The sequence below is a fragment of the uncultured Anaerovibrio sp. genome, from assembly GCA_902786545.1.
Lineage (GTDB): Bacteria > Bacillota > Negativicutes > Selenomonadales > Selenomonadaceae > Anaerovibrio.
Genome location: CADACU010000020.1, coordinates 1 through 21,167, shown reverse-complemented (window position 1 = coordinate 21,167; position 21,167 = coordinate 1). Strand labels below are relative to the sequence as shown.

Annotated in this window: 23 protein-coding genes; all 23 read right to left on the bottom strand. The window is 45.3% G+C overall.

Annotated features, from left to right (window positions below):
• Positions 1 to 486: a chemotaxis protein CheD gene (locus QZV24_RS05590; protein ID WP_290655716.1), complete on the bottom strand. Its 486-nt coding sequence runs from the start codon at positions 484 to 486 to the stop codon at positions 1 to 3.
• A 1-nt stretch (position 487) separates the two neighbouring features.
• The gene (locus QZV24_RS05585) at positions 488 to 1,105 is read right to left on the bottom strand and encodes a chemotaxis protein CheC (RefSeq protein WP_290655717.1); all 618 of its coding nucleotides are present in this window, start codon (positions 1,103 to 1,105) and stop codon (positions 488 to 490) included.
• 20 nt (positions 1,106 to 1,125) lie between these two features.
• A complete protein-coding gene (locus QZV24_RS05580) occupies positions 1,126 to 1,593 on the bottom strand; it encodes a chemotaxis protein CheW (RefSeq protein WP_290655718.1) in 468 nt (155 codons plus the stop codon).
• 21 nt (positions 1,594 to 1,614) lie between these two features.
• The gene (locus QZV24_RS05575; protein WP_294521284.1) at positions 1,615 to 3,684 is read right to left on the bottom strand and encodes a chemotaxis protein CheA; all 2,070 of its coding nucleotides are present in this window, start codon (positions 3,682 to 3,684) and stop codon (positions 1,615 to 1,617) included.
• Positions 3,685 to 3,704: 20 nt separating this feature from the next.
• Positions 3,705 to 4,946, bottom strand: a complete 1,242-nt coding sequence (locus QZV24_RS05570; protein WP_294521281.1) for a chemotaxis response regulator protein-glutamate methylesterase — start codon at positions 4,944 to 4,946, stop codon at positions 3,705 to 3,707.
• A 12-nt stretch (positions 4,947 to 4,958) separates the two neighbouring features.
• Entirely contained in the window at positions 4,959 to 5,651 is a 693-nt protein-coding gene (locus tag QZV24_RS05565; RefSeq protein ID WP_294521278.1) for a flagellar brake protein, read from the bottom strand.
• Positions 5,652 to 5,678: 27 nt separating this feature from the next.
• On the bottom strand, positions 5,679 to 6,590 hold the full coding sequence (locus QZV24_RS05560) for a MinD/ParA family protein (protein WP_294521275.1): 912 nt from the start codon (positions 6,588 to 6,590) through the stop codon (positions 5,679 to 5,681).
• 6 nt (positions 6,591 to 6,596) lie between these two features.
• A complete protein-coding gene (gene flhF / locus QZV24_RS05555; RefSeq protein ID WP_294521272.1) occupies positions 6,597 to 8,120 on the bottom strand; it encodes a flagellar biosynthesis protein FlhF in 1,524 nt (507 codons plus the stop codon).
• A gap of 1 nt (position 8,121) precedes the next feature.
• Positions 8,122 to 10,197 (bottom strand): flagellar biosynthesis protein FlhA, encoded by a 2,076-nt coding sequence (flhA, locus tag QZV24_RS05550; RefSeq protein WP_290655729.1) that lies wholly within the window; start codon positions 10,195 to 10,197, stop codon positions 8,122 to 8,124.
• 17 nt (positions 10,198 to 10,214) lie between these two features.
• The gene (gene flhB, locus QZV24_RS05545; protein WP_294521269.1) at positions 10,215 to 11,357 is read right to left on the bottom strand and encodes a flagellar biosynthesis protein FlhB; all 1,143 of its coding nucleotides are present in this window, start codon (positions 11,355 to 11,357) and stop codon (positions 10,215 to 10,217) included.
• Complete coding sequence (fliR, locus tag QZV24_RS05540; RefSeq protein WP_290655732.1) at positions 11,311 to 12,093, bottom strand: flagellar biosynthetic protein FliR; 783 nt, start codon at positions 12,091 to 12,093, stop codon at positions 11,311 to 11,313. Before fliR ends, flhB begins: the two co-directional genes overlap by 47 nt.
• A 13-nt stretch (positions 12,094 to 12,106) precedes the next feature.
• On the bottom strand, positions 12,107 to 12,376 hold the full coding sequence (gene fliQ / locus QZV24_RS05535; RefSeq protein ID WP_290655734.1) for a flagellar biosynthesis protein FliQ: 270 nt from the start codon (positions 12,374 to 12,376) through the stop codon (positions 12,107 to 12,109).
• A gap of 11 nt (positions 12,377 to 12,387) precedes the next feature.
• On the bottom strand, positions 12,388 to 13,086 hold the full coding sequence (gene fliP, locus QZV24_RS05530) for a flagellar type III secretion system pore protein FliP (RefSeq protein ID WP_290655866.1): 699 nt from the start codon (positions 13,084 to 13,086) through the stop codon (positions 12,388 to 12,390).
• A 72-nt stretch (positions 13,087 to 13,158) separates the two neighbouring features.
• Positions 13,159 to 13,689 carry a flagellar biosynthetic protein FliO gene (gene fliO, locus QZV24_RS05525; RefSeq protein ID WP_294521265.1) on the bottom strand — a complete coding sequence of 177 codons (531 nt, stop codon included), beginning with the start codon at positions 13,687 to 13,689 and terminating at the stop codon, positions 13,159 to 13,161.
• Positions 13,690 to 13,715: 26 nt separating this feature from the next.
• The gene (locus tag QZV24_RS05520; RefSeq protein WP_290655737.1) at positions 13,716 to 14,078 is read right to left on the bottom strand and encodes a response regulator; all 363 of its coding nucleotides are present in this window, start codon (positions 14,076 to 14,078) and stop codon (positions 13,716 to 13,718) included.
• 127 nt (positions 14,079 to 14,205) lie between these two features.
• Positions 14,206 to 15,447 carry a flagellar motor switch phosphatase FliY gene (fliY, locus tag QZV24_RS05515; protein ID WP_294521261.1) on the bottom strand — a complete coding sequence of 414 codons (1,242 nt, stop codon included), beginning with the start codon at positions 15,445 to 15,447 and terminating at the stop codon, positions 14,206 to 14,208.
• The gene (fliM, locus tag QZV24_RS05510; protein WP_294521258.1) at positions 15,440 to 16,444 is read right to left on the bottom strand and encodes a flagellar motor switch protein FliM; all 1,005 of its coding nucleotides are present in this window, start codon (positions 16,442 to 16,444) and stop codon (positions 15,440 to 15,442) included. The genes fliY and fliM overlap by 8 nt, the downstream gene beginning before the upstream one ends.
• A 45-nt stretch (positions 16,445 to 16,489) precedes the next feature.
• Positions 16,490 to 17,008, bottom strand: coding sequence for a flagellar basal body-associated protein FliL (locus QZV24_RS05505; RefSeq protein ID WP_294521255.1), 519 nt, complete (start codon positions 17,006 to 17,008; stop codon positions 16,490 to 16,492).
• A gap of 156 nt (positions 17,009 to 17,164) precedes the next feature.
• Positions 17,165 to 17,362 carry a flagellar FlbD family protein gene (locus tag QZV24_RS05500; protein WP_290655744.1) on the bottom strand — a complete coding sequence of 66 codons (198 nt, stop codon included), beginning with the start codon at positions 17,360 to 17,362 and terminating at the stop codon, positions 17,165 to 17,167.
• A 98-nt stretch (positions 17,363 to 17,460) separates the two neighbouring features.
• Positions 17,461 to 18,885: a flagellar hook protein FlgE gene (locus QZV24_RS05495; RefSeq protein ID WP_294521251.1), complete on the bottom strand. Its 1,425-nt coding sequence runs from the start codon at positions 18,883 to 18,885 to the stop codon at positions 17,461 to 17,463.
• Positions 18,886 to 18,979: 94 nt separating this feature from the next.
• Entirely contained in the window at positions 18,980 to 19,372 is a 393-nt protein-coding gene (locus tag QZV24_RS05490) for a TIGR02530 family flagellar biosynthesis protein (protein ID WP_290655748.1), read from the bottom strand.
• An 18-nt stretch (positions 19,373 to 19,390) separates the two neighbouring features.
• Positions 19,391 to 19,897, bottom strand: coding sequence for a flagellar hook capping FlgD N-terminal domain-containing protein (locus QZV24_RS05485; RefSeq protein ID WP_294521247.1), 507 nt, complete (start codon positions 19,895 to 19,897; stop codon positions 19,391 to 19,393).
• Positions 19,898 to 19,926: 29 nt separating this feature from the next.
• A partial coding sequence (locus QZV24_RS05480) for a flagellar hook-length control protein FliK (RefSeq protein ID WP_294521243.1) occupies positions 19,927 to 21,167 on the bottom strand: 1,241 nt, incomplete at its 5' end.

Below are 21,167 nucleotides of genomic sequence, written 5' to 3'. Positions count from 1 at the left end.
CTATATTTCCTTCTCGCCCTTATCAATGGTCTTTACAATATAAATACCAGTTGATAAATCGATGGATACTGTACGACCGTAATTTCCGCCGGTATCCTCACCAATTACTGGAATCCCCAAACCGGAAAGAATTTCTTTGGCAGCAGTCGCATTTCTTTGCCCCACCCGCATAATATCCGTTGCGTTAGCAAAGGCAAACATCTGAGCACCTCCAGCAATCTTGGCCACCAGTCTTCCCCGGGAAGCCCCCAGCTTGAGTACCTCATCAAGCATATCCGGAATGCCGGTATCTGCAAATTTCGCCCTATTTTCATTAGCCCTGGACTGTGTACTGTCTGGCAACATAATATGAAGCAATCCGCCAACTTTAAGCTGGGGATCATAGAGTGATATACCAATACAAGAACCAAGTCCATAACTAATTAATGTCGCTGGAGCAGCGCCGACCTTCATGTCAGCCATTCCAACCTTAACTAATTCTGGCATATCATTCAACTCCTACTGCTGCTAGTATTGTCTCTAAAGAACCTGGATCCGGCACCAGGAAGAAATGACCCTTAATGCCCTCATCATCGGTCTTAAATTCGGTCTCGATTACCAGGGCATGGTCACCCATCTGACCAAGCTGGATCAATACTACACTCAAGATTGCACCTGCCATATCCATTGCCAAAGCTGGAATGGAAGGCAGCAATGATATATTGGTAAAGTTAAATAATGCATTCAGATACGCGCCAGAAAGGATATTACCTATCTCCATCAAAGCAGACTCATCAAGGAAATCCAACTTCTGCGTATCACCACGCTTTTTCCCCATAAGCATATCTACCAAGTAGAATGCACTCTCTTTAGGCAACAAAAACAGTATATTGCTTGGAGCCTTACCATATACTCTAAGGAAAACTCCAACAACCATCACATCAGGTCCACCAACCAGATCTGGAACATCACCGAGAGGTACAATAGACACTCTCGGCACATTCATATCAATACGCTTGCTTATTATCTGGGACAAGGCCGTAGCGGAATTACCCGCACCTACATTACCAATTTCCCGTAACGCATCCATCTGGGCCGCAGACAAGCTCGCAACATCATCTGACATTTTTTCACCCCATCCAGAAATTACTCTTCACCGGTCAGACCAATAATCTCACTGATATTCAGCTGAATAATCAATCGCCCGTCCACTTTGCCAATACCAGAAATGAATCTTGCATTAGCATCACTGCCGGTAACAGCTCGGGTAGAATCGATATCATTAGCATCAATAGTCCTAACCTCGGTTACGGCATCTACCAACATACCTACAGATACCTCATCGAACTGTACGATGACAATCCGGGTATTTGCTGTATAAGGAGTATCCTCGAGACCCAAACGGCGTTTCAAATCAATAACCGGTAAAACACTACCGCGGAGATTGATTACACCTTTTATGAATTCAGGAGCAAATGGAACTCGGGTAATATCAGTCAAGCCCTTAATTTCCTGAACATTTAAGATGCTGAAACCATATTCTTCGTTTCTCAGCTTAAAGGCAACAACCTGAACCTCACCCTCAGATACTACCTGTTCGTCTGTGTTAGCCATTTTACAACCCTCCTCTGTGAATTACATCAATGCACTTACATCCAGGATCATAGCAACATGACCATCACCCAGAACGGTAGCACCAGCCAGCATCTTCAAACCAGACAGAAGCTTGCCAAGTGTCTTTATAACTATTTCCTGCTGGCCAATGAGGTTATCCACCACAATACCAATCTTATGGTCGCCAACATGAACAACTACTACGAAAATATCTTCCTCGCCACTGTCTTCGCCCTTAGGCACACTGAGGACTTCACCCAGACGGGCGATTGGAATAATCTGACCACGAAGAACAATAACTTCCTTGTTCTGTACGGTCTTAATATCATTAGGTGTAATGTTAATTGTGCTGTCAATGGAACCAAGTGGAATTGCATACATCTCGTTCTGTACCTTAACCAGCATCGCCTGGATAATAGCCAGAGTCAATGGCAGCTTAATCTTAAATACAGAACCTTCGTCAATCTTGGTCTCTACATCAACATGACCACCCAAGGACTCAATCTTGCTGCGAACAACATCCATACCTACGCCACGGCCGGATACATCAGTGATGGTCTCTGCTGTGGAGAAGCCTGGCAGGAAGATGAGACGAACTGCATCAGCATCTGGCAGAGCATCTGCTTCATCCCGGGTTACCATACCCTTTTCTACAGCCTTATTGCGAATCTTGTCAGCGTTGATACCAGACCCATCATCAGTAACCATAATAACTACATTGTTACCTTCGTGGCGGGCAATGAGGCCAACCTCACCAGTGCGAGGCTTACCCTTTGCTTCACGCTCATCCGGATGTTCAACACCGTGGTCAAGGGAGTTACGGAGCAAATGCATCAATGGATCGCCAATCTCGTCGATAACGGTACGGTCCAGCTCAGTGTCCTCACCCTCGATAGTAAGGTTGATATCCTTATCCAGTTCCTTGGCCAAATCACGGACCATACGAGGGAACCGGTTGAATACCTGGCTTACTGGCACCATGCGGACCTTCATAACTACTGACTGAAGGTCGGTGGTTACTCTGTCCATCTGCTCCAAGGTCTCGGTAAGTTCAGTAAGTCTATGAGTCATACCAATCTGTTCCAACCGAACCTTATTGGTAACCAGCTCTCCTACCAGATTCATCAATGTATCGAGTTTTTCAATATCTACACGAACTGACTGTCCACCTACATGAGCCTTCTTAGCATCCTTCTTAGGATCAGCCGCTTTGGCATCCTTCTTATGTGGTTCAGCCTTAGCAGCTGGTGGTGCTGCCGGAGCAGCCGGTGCTGCTTCAGCTGGTGCAGGTACTGCACCGCCACCAACAACTGGTGCATCCAAATCAGTTATTTCAGTAACAACTACCTTGGAAATTTCGGAAATGGCGCCTACCGCACTCTCTACTGCCTTGGCATCAGAATCGGTAACAACTGCCACCTCAAAGCTATGGTCAAATTTTTCCTGTTCCAAATCCTCAGCTGGAGGAACGGATTTAATGACATCACCAATATCATCCAGCGCATTCATTACCATGTAGGAACGGGCTGACTTCAAAAGGCAATTCTCGGAAATTTCAACATGTACAATGAACGGTACCAAGCCACTGTTCTTGGCTTCCTTCATGACTGTACGGTCAGTTTCGCTCAACTCAAAGGCCGGGCCGCCACCTGCTGGTGCGGCTGCAGCCGGAGCTGCTGCCTCAGCCGGAGCTTCAACGCTCGGAGACTCACCCTTGGCAATGGCATTTACCTGACGAACCAAATCGGATACATCCACCAAATCCTCGGACTCACCACTGCCGATATTCTCTACCATTTCCTGCAAGGTATCCACGCACTTGAAAATTACATCTATAATCTCAGAGCTAACCTTCAGCTGTTCCTTACGGAGCATATCAAGCAAATTCTCCATATCGTGTGTAAGTTCAGCTGTTTTTGTATACCCCATAGTGGCGGACATGCCCTTCAGCGTATGCGCATTACGGAAGATTTCATTTAATACGGACAAATCTTCCGGATCATTTTCCAGACTGAGCAGGCCGTCATTCAGAGACTGCAAATGTTCCCGCGACTCGTCCAAAAACATTTCCATGTACTGATTTGTTTCCATTTCTATTCCCCCTGATTAGCTTATTTTCTAACTGCATTAACGATTGCGTCCGCCACCTGCTCAACAGGCAAAACCTCATCGGCTATTCCAGCGTCCACAACGGCCTTCGGCATCCCATACACTACGCAGGACTCTTTCGATTCTGCTATAACATATCCTCCGGCCTCTTTGATTTTTTTCATTCCAGCGGAACCATCGCACCCCATTCCTGTCAGTATCACCGATACCACATCACTACCATATTGTACCACAGACTCAAAAGTCGGATCTACTGCAGGACGATGGGAGCCTACAGGCGGTTTCTGATTTAAGGAAATCACCCTTTGAGGACCACTGCCTGTAATCTCCAGATGATAATTACCCGGAGCTATATATACATATCCCGGCAAAATAGGGTCGTTGTCCTCAGCCTCCTTGACTGTAACCTGAGAGGAATAATCCAGCCTCTCCGCCAAGGATTTGGTAAACCCTGCTGGCATATGTTGTACTATAACCATACCGCACGGCATATCTGCCGGCAGTTTTGGAACCACAGCCTGCAATGCCTTTGGACCTCCGGTGGAAGTGCCAAGAACCACCAGCTTGTTGCCACTCCGTCCACTGTTGGCTGCCCGCATTTTTAAATACGGATTTTCCCGTTTCGCAATACGGTCGGCAGCACTACTATGACTTTTTAACTTTGCCGACACTGGCGAAACAGGCTCAGCCGTAGGTCTAAGGCCTCTCAGACGGCTTGCTGCGCTGGTTGCAGTGCTACTGTTATTACCAGATAAATTATAATCCTTCTTCTCTAATATATTTATTCGCTTTAAATTTCCAGCTTCCTGCTTTTTTTCAAGAATATTGTTATTTATTCCAAATTTCTTTACATTTGCCTTGGAAGCATTGCGACATTTCTCCAAAATTTCCCCGGCTATGGAGTCAATTTTTGAAATCGATCCGCCTGCCTTACACATGAAATCCACCGCACCCAGAGAGAGTGCCTTGACAGTCTCATCCGCGTCTTCCTTGGTAAGACTGCTGAACATCATAATCGGTGTCGGGCAGTCCGTCATAATGGCTTCCACGGCCTTCAGACCATCCATAACAGGCATATTCACATCCATGGTTACAACATCAGGTTTTAATTTCAATACCTGAGTTACAGCTTCCTTCCCGTTGGCAGCTGTACCTACCACTTCAAAATCAGGGGCTTCAGTAAATAAGTCTGATAATACCTTACGCATAAACGATGAATCATCTGCGACCAAGACCCGAATCATAGGAACCCCTCCTTACAAATCATCTATCCCCTTAGCCAATCCGTCACGCTGCAGATCAAAAATAAACTTTATCAATTTGTTCTGCACCGTACGGTTTATATTTAAAAATTCCACGCCAGTCTGATATACCTTTGTTCCCTTTACATCCACCTCAATGCATCTGGCAACCCTGCACATCAGCTGCAGCAACCCAACTCCAGGGATGTTATCCATTTCCACAGTTGCCTTGCTACCCACTGGCAAAGGCCGATCCATGGCGAAACAAACCCCGCCGCCACTCAAATCCAGAGTACTGGTAAAAACCATCGGTTCCAGAGTACCATCCTCCAAAACCGGTCTTACAACCAATGGTTGAGTCGTCTTTACCCGGACATAATCCCGATATTGAATTTTCTGAACATCTATCGGCCTAGTCACTACCCACAGCTGAATGTTTTCGTGAATAAGCTCCTTGTATGTGGCACCAAACCGATAATAGCAACGGCCATCAAATGCCTTGCATGTCAACTGGCTCCCCGGTGATATCACTACCGGCAGTCTTTTTTCATCAAGGGGCATAGCCAATACAATGGCGGATTCCCGCATATCTTCCAGTCTACTGGCAAAAGCACGGGTATCCCCCGGTAGAGAAATTTCCACTCTCTGCCCCAATTTTAAAACGGCATCTGCCTTAACATAAATTGGTTTGTCTTTTGACTTTAACATAATTTTGCCCTCTCATAACCCAATTTATCAGTATGACGGTTTGAATATTTTTTTCAAAAATCCCCGCCAACCTAATTTTACTTTTTCCCGCTGTCCATTGATCAATCCACTGGCAATGGAGGCAATACAACGGGATGAAATGGCATCAGGATGTCCGGCCATTACCGGCACCTGTTGTCTGACAGATTTAATCATCATCTGATCATCATATATATACCCTAAACATTCTACAGAAATCTTCAAAAACCTTTCTGCAGTCCGAGATAATGTTCCAACAACTTCACGAATTTCTGGTTCATCAATAACCCGATTCACAATAAGCTTGAGATTTGGCTGATCTGCTATGCTGCTGTACCCCTTCATAACAGCATAGGCATCCGTCAAAGCAGTAGGCTCAGGAGTAGTTATCAAAAGCACCTCATCCGCAGATACAATAAAGTCCAGTACATTATTTCCTATACCGGCTCCGGTATCAATTAGAATAATATCCGCCCAATCCTCACAGGCAGCCAGCTTTTGGAACAGAATTTCCCGCTCAGCCACGGTCATTTCCATGGCATGCTCCAGTCCGGAGCCACCGGAAATATAGCTTACTCCATAAGGTCCCCGCAAAAGGACATCCTCCAGAACCACATCCGGATTCAGCAGAGACATAAGGTTGACCCTTGATGTAGTCCCCAAAAGAATATCAACATTGGCCATTCCCATATCGGCGTCAATAATTATGACTCTTTTTCCCATATTGCCTAAGGCTATGGCCAGATTAACCGTCAAATTTGTTTTGCCAACACCGCCCTTACCACTGGTAATGGCAATGGTTCTTGGACCGGTTTTCCCCGCTCTTTGACCTATCTTATTGTTGCCTGTACCAAATCCGGTACCGTTAACAGCATGTTTATCTTCAATCATTCGGCGCAATCTTGTTGCCTGATCATTCATGTCAATCTACCTCAGCAGCATATCTGCCAATTTCCCAAAGCTGGCAGGTATGATATCATCAGGAACACTCTGGCCGTTGGTCACATAAGACAAGGCAATCTTCCGCTTGTACAAAAGATTTAGCAACAACCCCAAGGAACTGGTCTCATCTGTTTTGGTAAAAATCACCCGCTCAGGCTGACATGGACCAAATTTGGCCAAAATTTCCTCGGCATCCCTGTTTTTTGTAGTTGAGCTAAGAACCAAATGCTTTTCAATATCAGAATCACCTGATAAGAGGTCACAAAGCTCTTTCATCTGGAAATCGTTATACTGGCTCCGGCCAGCAGTATCTATCAAAATAAGTTTTTTGTCAGAATGTTTTTTTATAGCCTGCTGCAATGCATCAGAAGAATACACAATCTCCAGCGGCAGGCCTAAAATATCAGAATAGGTTTTCAACTGCTCTACCGCCGATATGCGATATGTATCAGCAGTAATAAGTGCCGTGCTTACCTGCATTTCCAAAACAAACTTAGCAGCAATCTTGGCCAGTGTGGTAGTCTTGCCCACACCGGTTGGTCCAATCAAAGCCACTATTTTTGGTTTGTTGGACAATAGGGTTATTCCAGAAGCAACCCGAACGGTTTTCTTCAGATACTTCTCCAAAGATTTATGGGCCTTATCAGAATTTTTATCGCTCAATATCTCAGAACCGGTCAATTTTCTGACCATATCCTTGATTACCCGGTCATCCACATCACAGTCCAGCATAGCCTGCTGCAGGGTGATTTCCCCATCGCCATGTTTTTCAGTACTCATTCGGGCCAGAGCTTCCTTCATTTCCTCCAGCTCATTTTGCAGACTCTGAATAGTGCCCTGGTCTGTTTCCGCCTGGGCCACTGTCTTTGGCGCCTCCTCCGGCTGGCTGGTCTGTACTGTTGTTGCCTTCTTTTCCATTGGGCGGATAATCCGTGGCGGACGGGATGCACTTACTGCAGCATCCGTGGTTGCTACAGTATCACTTAAAGCTGCATCAAGACCGAAAATTTCATCATCAGCTTTATTGATTGTTCCAAGGGATGACAAAATATCGCTAAAAGACGGGTGATTCTGCCCGGCATCATATATGTCAGCCCGCACCTGGGCATCATCCACACTCTGCTGAGTACCGGCAGTCTGATACTGGGATACAGCTGTTTTTCTGGATACTACCGGTGGCACGGTTGTATCCACCTGAACTGGATTGGACACCGGTACACGCGGTTCCACAGGCGCCTGTGGCTGATTTGGAGACAGTACCCGCCCCACAGCTGCTGGCCGTGGATTCCTGGTCCGCCCCTTGCGTGGAGTGGCAGAGCGTTCCGGTTTATGCGCCTGCACCTCTTCTACCGCAACGATTATTTCAACGATGGATTTGCCACCAAATCCCAGCAAACCACCTTTTTTCGTTTCTTTTTGATGTAATAAAACAGCTTCCTCACCTAATTCAGCCTTGGCATTGGCCATGGCTTCCTTCAGTGTAGGTGCCTTAAATGTCTTGATTATCACTTTAAATCTTCACCACCCCAATAATCTGTATCTCCACAGTCTGCTCTATCTCAGCATGAGACAGAACAATAATCCCTGGTACTGAGCGTTCTACCAGCTTCCGGAAATACAAGCGCACGGTCGGGCTTGTCAGGATAATAGGCTGGTACCCCATATCAGTAAGTTTTTGCAGCTCAGCCCCCAAGGAAGACAAAATCTTCTGCATACTATCAGGATCCATACTTACATACGAGCCCCGGTCTGTACGCTGCACTGCCCCGGCAATGCGATTTTCAATCGTTGGATCCAGTGTGATACATGTAAGCTGATTATTTTGGGTATACTGCTGAGTAATCTGTCGTGACAAAGCATGTCTTACATACTCCGTCAAAATTTCAGTATCCTTGGTGGCCCGGGCATAATCTGCCAGAACCTCCAAAATTGTAGCCATATCCCGGATGGAAACCCGCTCTCTTAAGAGATTTGCCAATACCTTCTGAATTTCACCTACATTCATCAGGTCTGGCACAATTTCATCCACAAGGGACGAGTTGGTCTTTCTGGCGTTGTCCACCAAATTCTGTGTTTCCTGACGACCAAGGATTTCATCAGCATGCGCCTTGATAACCTCCGTAAGATGGGTAGCCAAAACTGATACAGCATCCACTACGGTATAACCATTAAGCTCGGCCTGTTCTCTGGATGCCTCCGGTATCCATAAAGCCGGCAAGCCAAAAGCAGGCTCCTGTGTTTCAATTCCCTGAATTTCCTCAAACACAGTACCTGAATTCATTGCTAAAAAGTGATCTAATAATAATTCGCCTTTTGCTATCTCAATTCCTTTTAATTTTATGATATATGCATTAGGTTTTATTTGAATATTGTCCCGAATACGGATAGTAGGTACCACTAGGCCAAGCTCCAGTGCACACTGACGCCTTATCATAACGATGCGGTCCAGCAAATCACCGCCCTGACCGGTATCAACCAGTGGAATTAAGCTGTAACCAATTTCCAGCTCCATCGGGTCCACCTGCAGCAGGGAAACAATGTTTTCCGGCTTGGTGGCCTCCGTTTTGCTTTTTTCCTTTTTCTGTACTACAGCGGTTTCTTCTACCTTCTGCTCGCTACGGGTCTTGCTGTAACCAATGTAGGCACATACAGCTGCCAAAATACTGAACGGCAAGCCTGGCAGGCCTGGCACCAGTGCAAGGGCCAGAAGCACACCAGCCGCTATCATAAATACACGGGCATTACGGCCAAGCTGGGAAACCAAATCATAACCCAAGTTGCTTTCCGAAGCCGCCCGGGTAACGATAATACCAGTAGCAGTGGAAATCAACAGTGCAGGAATCTGGTTTACCAGACCCTCGCCGACAGTAAGCAGGGTATAGTTGGACAGCGCCTGCTGAACAGTCAGATTTCGCTGCACAATACCGATAATAAAACCACCGGAAATGTTAATCAAAATAATGATGATAGCCGCAATAGCATCACCCTTTACGAACTTACTGGCACCATCCATAGCTCCGTAAAAATCAGCCTCACGCTGAATTTTCGTTCTTCGCTCACTGGCTTCGGCGTCAGTAATAGCCCCCTGGTTCAGGTCAGCATCGATGGACATCTGCTTACCAGGCATTGCATCCAAGGTAAAACGGGCTGATACTTCTGCTACACGCTCAGCACCCTTGGTAATAACGATAAACTGAATGATAATAAGGATTATGAATATGATAAAACCTACTACTGCATTACCACCGACAACGAAATTACCGAAGGACATTATTACTTCTCCCGCATATCCTTCCAGAAGAATAAGACGGGTGGATGACACATTCAGCGCCAATCTAAACAAGGTGGTTATAAGCAGCAAAGATGGAAACACGGATAAATCCAGTGCCTCAACATTATAAATCGCCGCCATTACAACCACCAGCGCCAAAGTGATGTTCATACACAACAATAAATCCAGCAGCATGGTAGGTAATGGGATAATCATCATTACTACAATGGTTACAATACCTACTGCCACCAGTACATCACTGTATTTAGTTATAAAACCGCCGCCTTTTTCAGCGGACATATCTGAAGCAGCCATCGTTGATCTCCTAACAATCAAGCATACCTATTTCTGTGTTTAAGCCGATAAACATACGCCAATACCTCAGCCACTGCCTTGTACAGCTCATGTGGTATCAGCCCGCCAACCTCTACTGACGCATAAATAGCCCGGGCCAGCGGCTTGTTTTCAACTATTGGAACCCGGTTTTCTCTGGCAATAGTCTTTATCTTTTGGGCTACCAGATCCTGGCCCTTGGCAATGACTACCGGTGCCGACATTCCGGATTCATATTTCAAGGCAACAGCAAAGTGAGTAGGGTTTGTTACAATAACATCCGCCTTTGGAACCTCCTGCATCATACGGGCCATGGCCATCTGACGCTGTTTCTGACGAATTTTACCCTTAATTTTAGGATCTCCTTCCTGTTGCTTAAATTCCTCTTTAACCTCCTGCTTGGACATTTTCAAGTCCTGGGTATTCTGCCATTTCTGATAGGCGTAATCCAAGAACGCCATAATCATAAACACGCCGATTATTTTAAACGCCAGAGTGAATATCGAATCTGACATCTTCATTAGACCGGCAATCAAATCCATATAAATTAGTTTTGGAATTTGAAAAATTTCCTCAGAAAGATATGAAAATACAAAATATCCTATAATAACAATTTTTATTAGTGATTTAACCAGCTCCACCAGTGATCTTTTGGAAAACATTCGCTTGATACCACTGATAGGACTTAGCTTTCCCGGATTGAACTGCAGCTGCTCTGTCGTAAACATAAACCCAACCTGGGCAATGTTCATGGCCAAGCCGATAATCATAATAAAGACCATCAACGGCATAGATGTCTTCGCCAAAAGTATTATCATGGCAATAAACATCTGCATTATGCTCTCTTCGTTGATATCCTGGTTAAGGTTGCCAAATACATAGGTGGAGTAATTCATTATCTCCGCCACAGCATTGCCCCCCAACAGGCGCAGGATTAAAAAGCCCACCAGCAATACAAAAGCAGCATTTACCTCCTGACTGCGCCCAACCTGACCTTTTTTTCTGGCATCAGCCTTACGCTTGGCAGTTGGTTCCTCAGTCTTTTCACCGGCAAACAGCTGTAAATCAAGCTGGAAAGGACTAAATCTATATTCTCTATTGTATGGCTCGCAGCGCGATAACAATATTTCCGTAGATTTCATTAAACAGCACATCCAAGAACAAAATATAGAACGGAATTAACATTGCCAATACAAAAATACCAACCATAATCTGCATTGGAATACCAACTACGAAAATGTTCAGCTGTGGCATGGTGCGGGCCAAAATTCCCAATGACACATTGGTCAGCAATATAGCAAAGGTAATCGGCATAGCAATCTTTACTCCGGTAACAAATATTCCGGCAGTAAAGTCCACCATTATTTCCGCCAAGGAAGGATTATAGTGCATTCCCAAAAGCGGGATTGCATCAAAGCTTCTGATAACCGAGGCCAAAACAACATGATGGCCATTGGTGACCAAAAACATCATCAGCATCAGATAGTTCAGCAAGCTACCAATAAGAGGGGCCTGCTGACCGGAGGTGGGGTCCATTTCATTAACAACAGCAAAACCGGCCTGCATATCCATGACCTTACCGGCAATATTCACTGCCTGCATAGTTACATAGCCTACAAAGCCTATAAGCCAGCCAATAAACAGCTCCCGCAGCACTGAGAAGCCATAGCCAACCACAGTAGGCGGTGCATCAATAACTGTATTCTGGTCCACCACTGGAAAAATTATAAGGGAAATGGCAAAAGCCACTCCTGCCCGAAAATAAATTGGTATATTCTGGCTGCCGTAAAACGGCGCTATAAGAAATATGCCGCTTATTCTGGTGAGCAGCAACAGGAAAACAGCAGCATGATTTTGCAGTAAATCATAAAAATCCACTTATTTTACCTCATCATTTAATATACAAAGGCAAATTTACAAAAGTATTTGTAAAATACTCCACCATAATTCTCAGCATCCACGGACCAAAAATCAGAATAGCCACGAAAACCGCCACGATTTTTGGAATAAATGCCAAGGTCTGCTCCTGAATTGATGTAGTTGCCTGAAACACACTGACCATCAGACCGACAATCAGTCCAAGGCCCAGCATAGGTGCCGACACAAGCAGCACAATACGCAATGCCTCCTGAGCCAGCTGTATAACAAGATCTCCAGACACTTAATCATCCCCTACTTAAAGCTGATTATCAACGATTTTATCAGCAAATGCCATCCATCTACCAATACAAACAACAGGATTTTAAACGGCAATGAAATCATTACCGGCGGCAGCATCATCATACCCATGGACATAAGGGTACTGGCCACAATCATATCGATTACGATGAATGGAATATAAATCATAAAGCCCAGCTGAAAAGCTGTCTTTAATTCGCTTATCATATAGGCCGGAATCAGGGTAAAGGTAGACACATCCTCCGGTCCATTTGGTCTTGGAGCTTCCGATAGATTGACAAACATAGCCAGATCAGCTTCCCGGGTCTGTTTGAACATAAACTCCCTTATTGGTGCCACCGTATTGGTAATGGCCTCCTCCTGGGTTATCTGCCCAGCCAGATACGGCTGCAAACCGTATTCATTGGCCTGACTCCAATACGGAGCCATAATATAAAATGTTAAGAAAAGGGCCAAACCGATAATAACCATGTTTGGCGGGCTTGTCTGAGTGGACATAGCATTACGCAAAAATCCAAGCACAACAACAATTCTGATAAAGGCCGTAGTCATTATCAAAATGGAAGGTGCTATGGACAAAATGGTTAAAACCGCCATAAGCTGCAATGTAACTGCAACATCCTGCGGCTTATCGGAAGAGCCCACATCGATATTCACATTTGGTATTAGGGGTGCAGCGGAAGCGTCCCCCATGAAACAAAAAAAGAAAAGCAGGCTCACTCCCAAAAAGAGCAGCCGCTGCAGCTTGGTCAAGCTTCACAACCCCTATCTTCTACGCTTTATACTGTCCCTAAGAAAGGAAGGGACTCTTTGGGTCAGCTGATCCAAAGTTGATAACTGGCTGGCGAATATACTGTCATCCACTGGCTGGGCTACTGCCTGTCTTCGTAGCCGTTCGATTTCTTCCGGATCAGTTATTTCACCCAGCAAAGTGACCTGTTGGTCCGTAACCCCCAACATCAGGGTCTTTCCCGCCAATTCAACCACACAGACTGATTTGTTTGGCCCCAATGGCAAATGCTCCATTATCTTACCACCACTGTTGGTGGTAGTATTCGCAAACCTGCCGCCTAAAAATTTAGACGCAAAATATGCCATGACAACCACAAAGGCAAACACAGCCACGAGGCTGATCAAATATGCCAATGTCGACCACCATGACATTTGAGAAGGTTGTGGATCGGTATTCTCATAGCCGGCTAAATAACCACCGCCACTTGCCGAATCAGCTGCCGCCAGACAATCTGGCGACAGCACTGACAACACCAATATAATAATACATAGGACAGATGCCATGGAGCAGAAATGACTCCAGTTCTTCATCAGCCAACAGCTTTACGAACAGCTTCGAGAACACGATCTGCCTGGAACGGCTTTACGATAAAGTCACGGGCACCGGCCTGAATTGCTTCAATAACCATTGCCTGCTGACCCATAGCAGAGCACATAACAATCTTTGCGTTAGGATCAATCTTTCTGATTTCCTTTACAGCACTGATACCATCCATCTCTGGCATGGTAATATCCATAGTAGTAAGATCTGGCTTCAGCTCCTGATATTTCTCCAGAGCCTTCATACCATTCTCAGCCTCACCTACGACTTCATACCCATTCTTGGACAGAATGTCTTTTACCATCATTCTCATGAACGCCGCGTCATCTACTACTAATACTCTAACTGCCATTTGTCATCTCTCCTCATTAAAAGATATCATATCCTGAATTGAAATTTTTTCTGACTATACTATCCTAATTATATCTTAAACATTAGGATTTAACAAGTACCACTATACTCACTGAATAATTGTGGCGTTACAGGCTCTGAACCCGCTCCAGCGGACTAACAATTTCTGTAATACGCACACCGAAGTTTTCATCGATAACAACAACTTCGCCCTTAGCAGTCAGCTGGCCATTAACATGAATATCAACTGGTTCACCAGCCAGCTTGTCCAGTTCAATAATGGAACCGGTGGAGAACTCCAGAATTTCCTTGATGGACTTTCTGGCCCGACCAAGCTCAACAGTTACCTGCAATGGCACATCCTGAATCAAGCTGATGTTAGCTGTATTCGCCTCAATAGGCTCATTGGTAAGCGGTGCAAACTGAGCTGCCTGTACCGGAACACCGGCCCCAAGCACAGCGGACTGCGCATATTGTGCTGGTGGTGCGTACATTGGCTGAGCCATCATCTGCGGTGGCGCCATCTGTGGCGGAGGTGCCATCGGTGGTGCCTGAGGTGGTGGCGGTGCTGCTGCAGCTGGAGCTGGTGCAGGTGCCGCAGGTGGTGCAGCGGCTGGTGCCGGTGCTGGCTCCGGTTCTGGTTCTTCCTCCGGCTGAGGTCCACCGTTCATCAGGAATTCCACCATTTCCTTTGCCACATCCAGTGGCAAAATCTGCATAATCTCACTGTCAATAAGACCATCCACTTCCATGCGGAAGCAAATTCTCGCCACTGGTTCATCTTGACCAAATATGGAATCGACCTCCGGGTTATCCTTGGTAGAAAAATCTACCAGATTAACTTTTGGTGGCGAAATATCGATTTTCTTATTGAACATGGTAGACAATGAGGTAGCAACTGTACCCATCATCTGATTCATGGACTCGCCCACAGCACTCATGTGAATCTCATTGAGATCCTCCGGTGGATTGAGTCCGTCGCCGCCCATCATCAAATCAGCAATGATAGAGGCATCCTGTGCCTGAATGGCCAAAATGTTATTGCCGTTAATACCAACTACATAGCCAACCTCGACAATCAGATAAGGCATAGGATATTCATCCTTAATGGCTGACATCGTATCAAGCTTAACATTTGGCGTAGTAATATTTACCTTATGACCTAAAAGTACAGACAGGGTTGTCGCTGCACTTCCCATAGAAATATTACCAATCTCGCCTAAGGCATCTTTTTCCATATCGGAAAGGGTGCCTTGTGCCTCAGCATTGGAAGGAGCTGGTGCAGCCTCAGCAGGTTCTGGATCACTAGAAGAAGATCCGCCTCCATTCATGAGGGCATCAATTTCTTCCTGTGTAAGAGCATCACCCATTAGTACCTTCATCTCCTTCCGTAATCAATCTCGTAATCTGTACAGCAGCTTTCTTACCTGATGTACCTGGTCGGCAATAAAATTTTGTATTGTTGCCGACTATACATTTCAGTTCGTCATCCACTCTTGTATCAAGCTGCAAAACATCTCCATAGCTCAATGACAGGAACTCTCGAACTGAAATATCAAACTGTCCCATTTGTATAATAACAGGAACCTTTGTCTTGCGCAGTTTCTGGCGTATCATATCCTCGTGTTCCGGGTGCTCTTCCTTGGAAATATTTGCTGCAACCCAGAAAGTAGTGGTCAGCTTGGACATAATTGGTTCAAGAACCAAATAAGGAATACATATATTCATAAATCCTTCTGCCCCACCGATCTTAGTCTGAAGGGTAATGATAACCACCATATCGCTAGGTGGAACAATCTGAGCAAACTGTGGGTTTGACTCTATTGCTTCAATCTTGGGATTGAACTGAACCACATTAAACCATGCTTCCCTGAGATGTCCCAATGCCTTATCAAATATTCGCCTGATAACGGCCTCCTCAATCTCGGTTAAAACTCGGGGATTGATGGTGTTCTCTCCCTGACCACCAAATACACGGTCAATAATTGAAAATGCAATACCGGAATTCATCTCCATAATGATGTTTCCCTTTAAAGGCGGTACTGCCAAAATTCCAATAACACTAGGGTTTGAAAGCGATTGGACAAATTCCTGATATGTCAGCTGCTCAACTGATGCAACTTCAACCGATACAAGTGCCCGCAAATATGTGGACAAATATGTATTGAATAACCGCGCAAAATTGTCGTGCAGCATATTAAGCGTTCGAATCTGGTCTTTAGAAAACTTATCCGGCCGTTTGAAGTCATATGTCTTAATCTTCTTGGTGCTTTCTTCCTTCTGCATGGTTTCTGCATCAGCTTCACCAGAAGCAAACTGGGCCAATAGTTTGTCTATTTCAGATTGTGATAATACATCATCTGCCAAGCTTCATCCCCCTTTCCTTCTCATAATGTATATGTAATAGATTATTTACTGAAGCATAAAGCTTGTAATATAAACATCGTAAACACTGCCTTCTCCCAAGGCCTTGTTTACTTCGCTCTTCAGTTTTGCCTTTAAGTCATCCTGCTTATTGGCATCCAATTCTTCAATTTTTATAGTCCGAAGAATCTGCAGGGTGGAATCCATAATTTTGGTTTCCGCCATAGGAAGCAGTTTGCCTTCTTTTACAACCTCTTCCTTCTCCGGATTCAGTTCCATTACAATACCGACCTTAAGAAATCTGCTGGCCTTAATACCGCCAACATTGACAATCATGCCCTCCTTAGGGTCTCCCAGCTTAACGAACACACCCGGATCATGGTGCTTTACTTCGGCCCCACCGGCCGCATTTCCGCCACCCATCATCTGGGTTGTAATGAAAAATGCAATACCACCGGACAATATCAAACCAAAGAGAATAAGGACAACAATAATAACAAGCGGCGGAAATTTCTTGGCTTTAGCAGCTTCCGGCGCCTGTTCCTCAGTCTTTTCTTCATCAGCCATTGTATGTCACTCCTTTATCATTTTATCTATACTATTGATAAATACCAATTTACCAAAATATATTCAACACTACTTATTTTAGCAATATTTAGCCAAATTACAACTATTTGCCAAAAATTTATGAATATCCGTGACTATAATACTAATATGAAATACTTATTTAAACAGGGCACGCTTATACTTTACAACCATGCGCACCACATCTTCCATAGGTTCTTCCACAATAAGCTTTTTGCCATTGGTAAGAGTGATAACCGTATCCGGGGTTTCTTCGATTGTCTCTATTATTTCTGCATTGAGGATAAATTCCCCTTTTTTCTTTCCATCAGAATTAAATTTAGTCAGCTTAATCATATTAAGATACCCCCGTCAGAAAAATTACATTTAAAGGCAGGTGCAGGATGCACCTGCCTTTAAACATTTAACACACTATAGATATAGAATACTAATCATTATCTCTTCATATTGATAAGGTTCTCCAGCATCTCGTCAGACACAGTAATAATCTTGGAGTTGGACTGGAACCCGCGCTGGGTAATAATCATATTACTGAATTCCTCAGCCACATCAACATTGGACATTTCCAGAGCAGAGGCTGTAATGGTAGCACCAAAACCCTCTGCGGTGCCAATGTTAGGTACACCGGAGTTCTGGGACTCAACATAGAGGGAATTACCCTTTTTGGTAAGACCAGGGGCATTGGTGAACTGGGCTACGGCAATCTGGGCTTCCTTACGGAGTACACCATTGGTGTAGGTACCGATAACTGTACCGGACTCATCAATAGTAACGGTATCCAGGGTACCGGAGGCATAGCCATCCGCTTCGGCATTTATGGTACTGGAATTAGCATACTGGGTAAGATTGTCAAAAGTAATTGGCACAGTCTGCTCAGCTGCCGTTTTCGCCCCCCCCTTCTTATCATAATAAGTCAGATTTAAAGATGCACTACCGGATTCAAAGGCACCTGTATTCTTGAACTTGATGGTTGCCGGTTCCATATCCAATTTAGTATAGGAACCATCTTCTTCCGTAATCTCGTCCTTAGCCAGCTTGGCTACCCAAGTATTAGCCGATGTCTTTTCCACAGTAATAGGAACAACATGGGCCGTTCCCAGGGAATCATAAATCTTCACCGTAGTGGAAAGCGGAATGCTGTGAGTCGTGGTGTATGTACCGGAGGTTACGGTTTGGGTTGTACCATCAGACATGGTCAGTACGGCAGCAATGTACGGATTGGTCGTGCCATCATCACCAACGGTAACAGAATCAGTAATTGGCTCCTGAGTGCCATCTTTACGGGTAGCTGTAATACCAGTAATAGTTGCCGCCGAAGAATTAAGATTATTTATATAATTTGCCTTCTCGGTCTTGGCAGATGGCATGGTCTTGCCGGCACGAACCTGAATAGATGAGGTGGAGCCATTGGTGTTAATAGTTTTATGCTCCGTTGCGGAAGCATTCATATATCCCTGTACATACAAGCCCTCTGCATTTACCAGATTACCATCAGCATCAAAGTTAAAGGCACCGTTACGGGTATAGAAGGTCTGGTTGCCCTGCTGTACTACGAAAAGAGCGTTACCAGAAAGGCACAGGTCAGTATTGATACCGGTGCTCTGTACCGAACCATCCTTGAAATTTACATCAATAGCCGAAATTCTGGAACCGAGACCAATCTGCTTCGGGTTGGTACCACCGGTGGTACCGGAAGCCTGAGAAGCAGCAGTAAGGGTCTGGCTCAGAGAGTCCTCAAAATTTACACGGCTGGATTTAAAACCAGTGGTGTTAACATTAGAAATATTGTTGCCAATAACATCCATACGGGTCTGATGATTTTTTAGGCCGGAAACACCGGAAAAAAGTGAACGCATCATAATGAATCAATCTCCTTTTCTTTGTCTGATGCGGCTTTGAATTTGAGGGACATCAGTCAGTCAGTCCCTCCAGCTCTCCTCTATAGGTCCAAGCTTAAAGTATCGCCGCACTATCAATATTCGTTATAATATTTTCCTTAGCACTAGATCCATCCATGGCGGTAATTACAGTCCTGTTTGCGACACTGACCACCAGAGCCATATCATTCATATAGATGAGGGACTCCCGGGCCCCCTTCTGGGCCATCTTGGTCACTGTGTCATCCAGCTTTTGCAAATCCTTTTCACTGAAATTCAAATTGCGACTTTCCATACGCTGCAATGCGTGACTTGAAAAAGTAACTCGCTGGGAAGCCTTCTGCATTATATCTGCAAATGATGCTCCCGTTGCAGCCGTGGTATTATGATTGGTTTTACGCTGAGTTAGGCTGGAATTATCCACGGGCAAAATCGGCTGTGACGGAAAAAATACTTTTGAGTCACTCATACCCTTTGCCTCCTATTGTCATACGCTTTCACCAACGCGGGTAATTGCACTGATATCAACCTTGGTGGTCATCTCAGTTCCATCGGCAGCCTTAACAGTTGCAATAATTGAAGGTGCACCATCGGAAATGCTTACACCGGTGATCTTGCCCTGATAAGTAACACTCTGGCCATCCACCTTGTTGGTCCACTGACATTCCTTACCAATCATGCCGCTTAACTGACCAACCAGTACGGAAGAATCGATATTCTCCACCAGACTATATACATCAGCTAATTTATCGGATACATTGGTCATCTGCTCCAAGGCAGAGAACTGAGCCAACTGAGCCAAGTATTCACCATTGTCCATTGGGTTGAGCGGATCCTGATACTGCATCTGGGTTACCAGCAGGGAAAGGAACGCATCCTTATTGAGCTCGCTCTTCTTGCCAACCTCGGAAGCCTTGACACCCTGAGTCTTCATATACTCTTCGTAATCATAGGTCTTACCATCAACCGTGATTGTATTCAACGAATTTGCCATATTTTTCTCCTTTCTATATTTTATACTGCTTATACTGCGTAATCGACACCGTCGGAAATCTTGTTTCCTTCACTGTCCCGAATAACATCGGTGGCATTGTTCACCGGCTCGGCTGACAGCTGATCAACATCCTCTTCAAAATCCTTTAAGTCAAGCTTCTGACTTCTGGCACTTTGCTGAGCCTGTTGCTGATAATACCCCTGACTCTGTCCCTCCGGAAGCTGTCCGTCTGTAAGACCGGTCTGTACCTCTACACTGTCTACCTTTATCCCTTGATCATTAAGCTCCTTCTGCAGCTGAATCATGGAAGTTTCAAGCAAAGCTCTTACCTGGGCGTTATCAGTATGGAATGTAGCTGTTACACCACCATTGCTGTTTACCGCCACCTTCAGGGTAAGATCCCCAAGATGCCTTGGATTCAGCTTGATAACCATTTCAGTGTTTTCAGCGTTGCGGATAAGTCTGGCCTGCTCAACAATCTGCTGAGTGATGTGGTAATCCGTGCGGGCCTGACTAACTGGCTGTTGGTTTTCCACCTGAACAGTATCGGTTACTGCTGGCTGACCAGAGAGGACATTGGCTGCCTGTACCGGCTCATTCTCAACAGTGAATGCAGGAGTTTCTTTCGATTCAACGACCTGACTGGTAGTAAATGCCTGTGCTGTATCAGCCACCTGCTCCTGCTGGAAGCTTTGCTGCTGATTTGACTGGCTATCCGGATTCAGATTCTGCTTGGCTGAAGCCCCGTTTACTACCTTTACATCCTGCCCCAGAAGATTATTTACATCCTCCAGTGTAGGATTTGCAGTCGCTTCACTTCTTGGCGCTGCATCTGCGGTTCGTACGGCTACAGGCTCAATGATTTGCGTCTGTGGCTCAACTGGCTGGGAACTGTCTGCCTGTGGAGCGTTGTTGATATACCGCTTCCCGGACAGAACTGCCAACATCTGCTGTTCATTGGACATAGCTGTTGGTGCTTGGCTTTGAGGATTCTCCACTGCCGTCTGCTGGCCACCGTCCACTGGCTTCAATAATGCCTCTATGGATTTAGGCTGTGGCAGGTCAGCTTTTACCTCCGGCTGCTGTACCATCTGAGGCTGCACCTCATTTACTGGCTGCTGGGCCTGACTAACTGATTGCTGGGCCTGACCAACTGGCTGTTGAGTCAGATTCACTGTTTCCTCCGACTGCTGAACAACCTGAAGGGCAGTATCAGCTTCCGAAGCATCAGCCTGCTGAACCGGTACTTCAACCATCAAAGCCGGCTGAA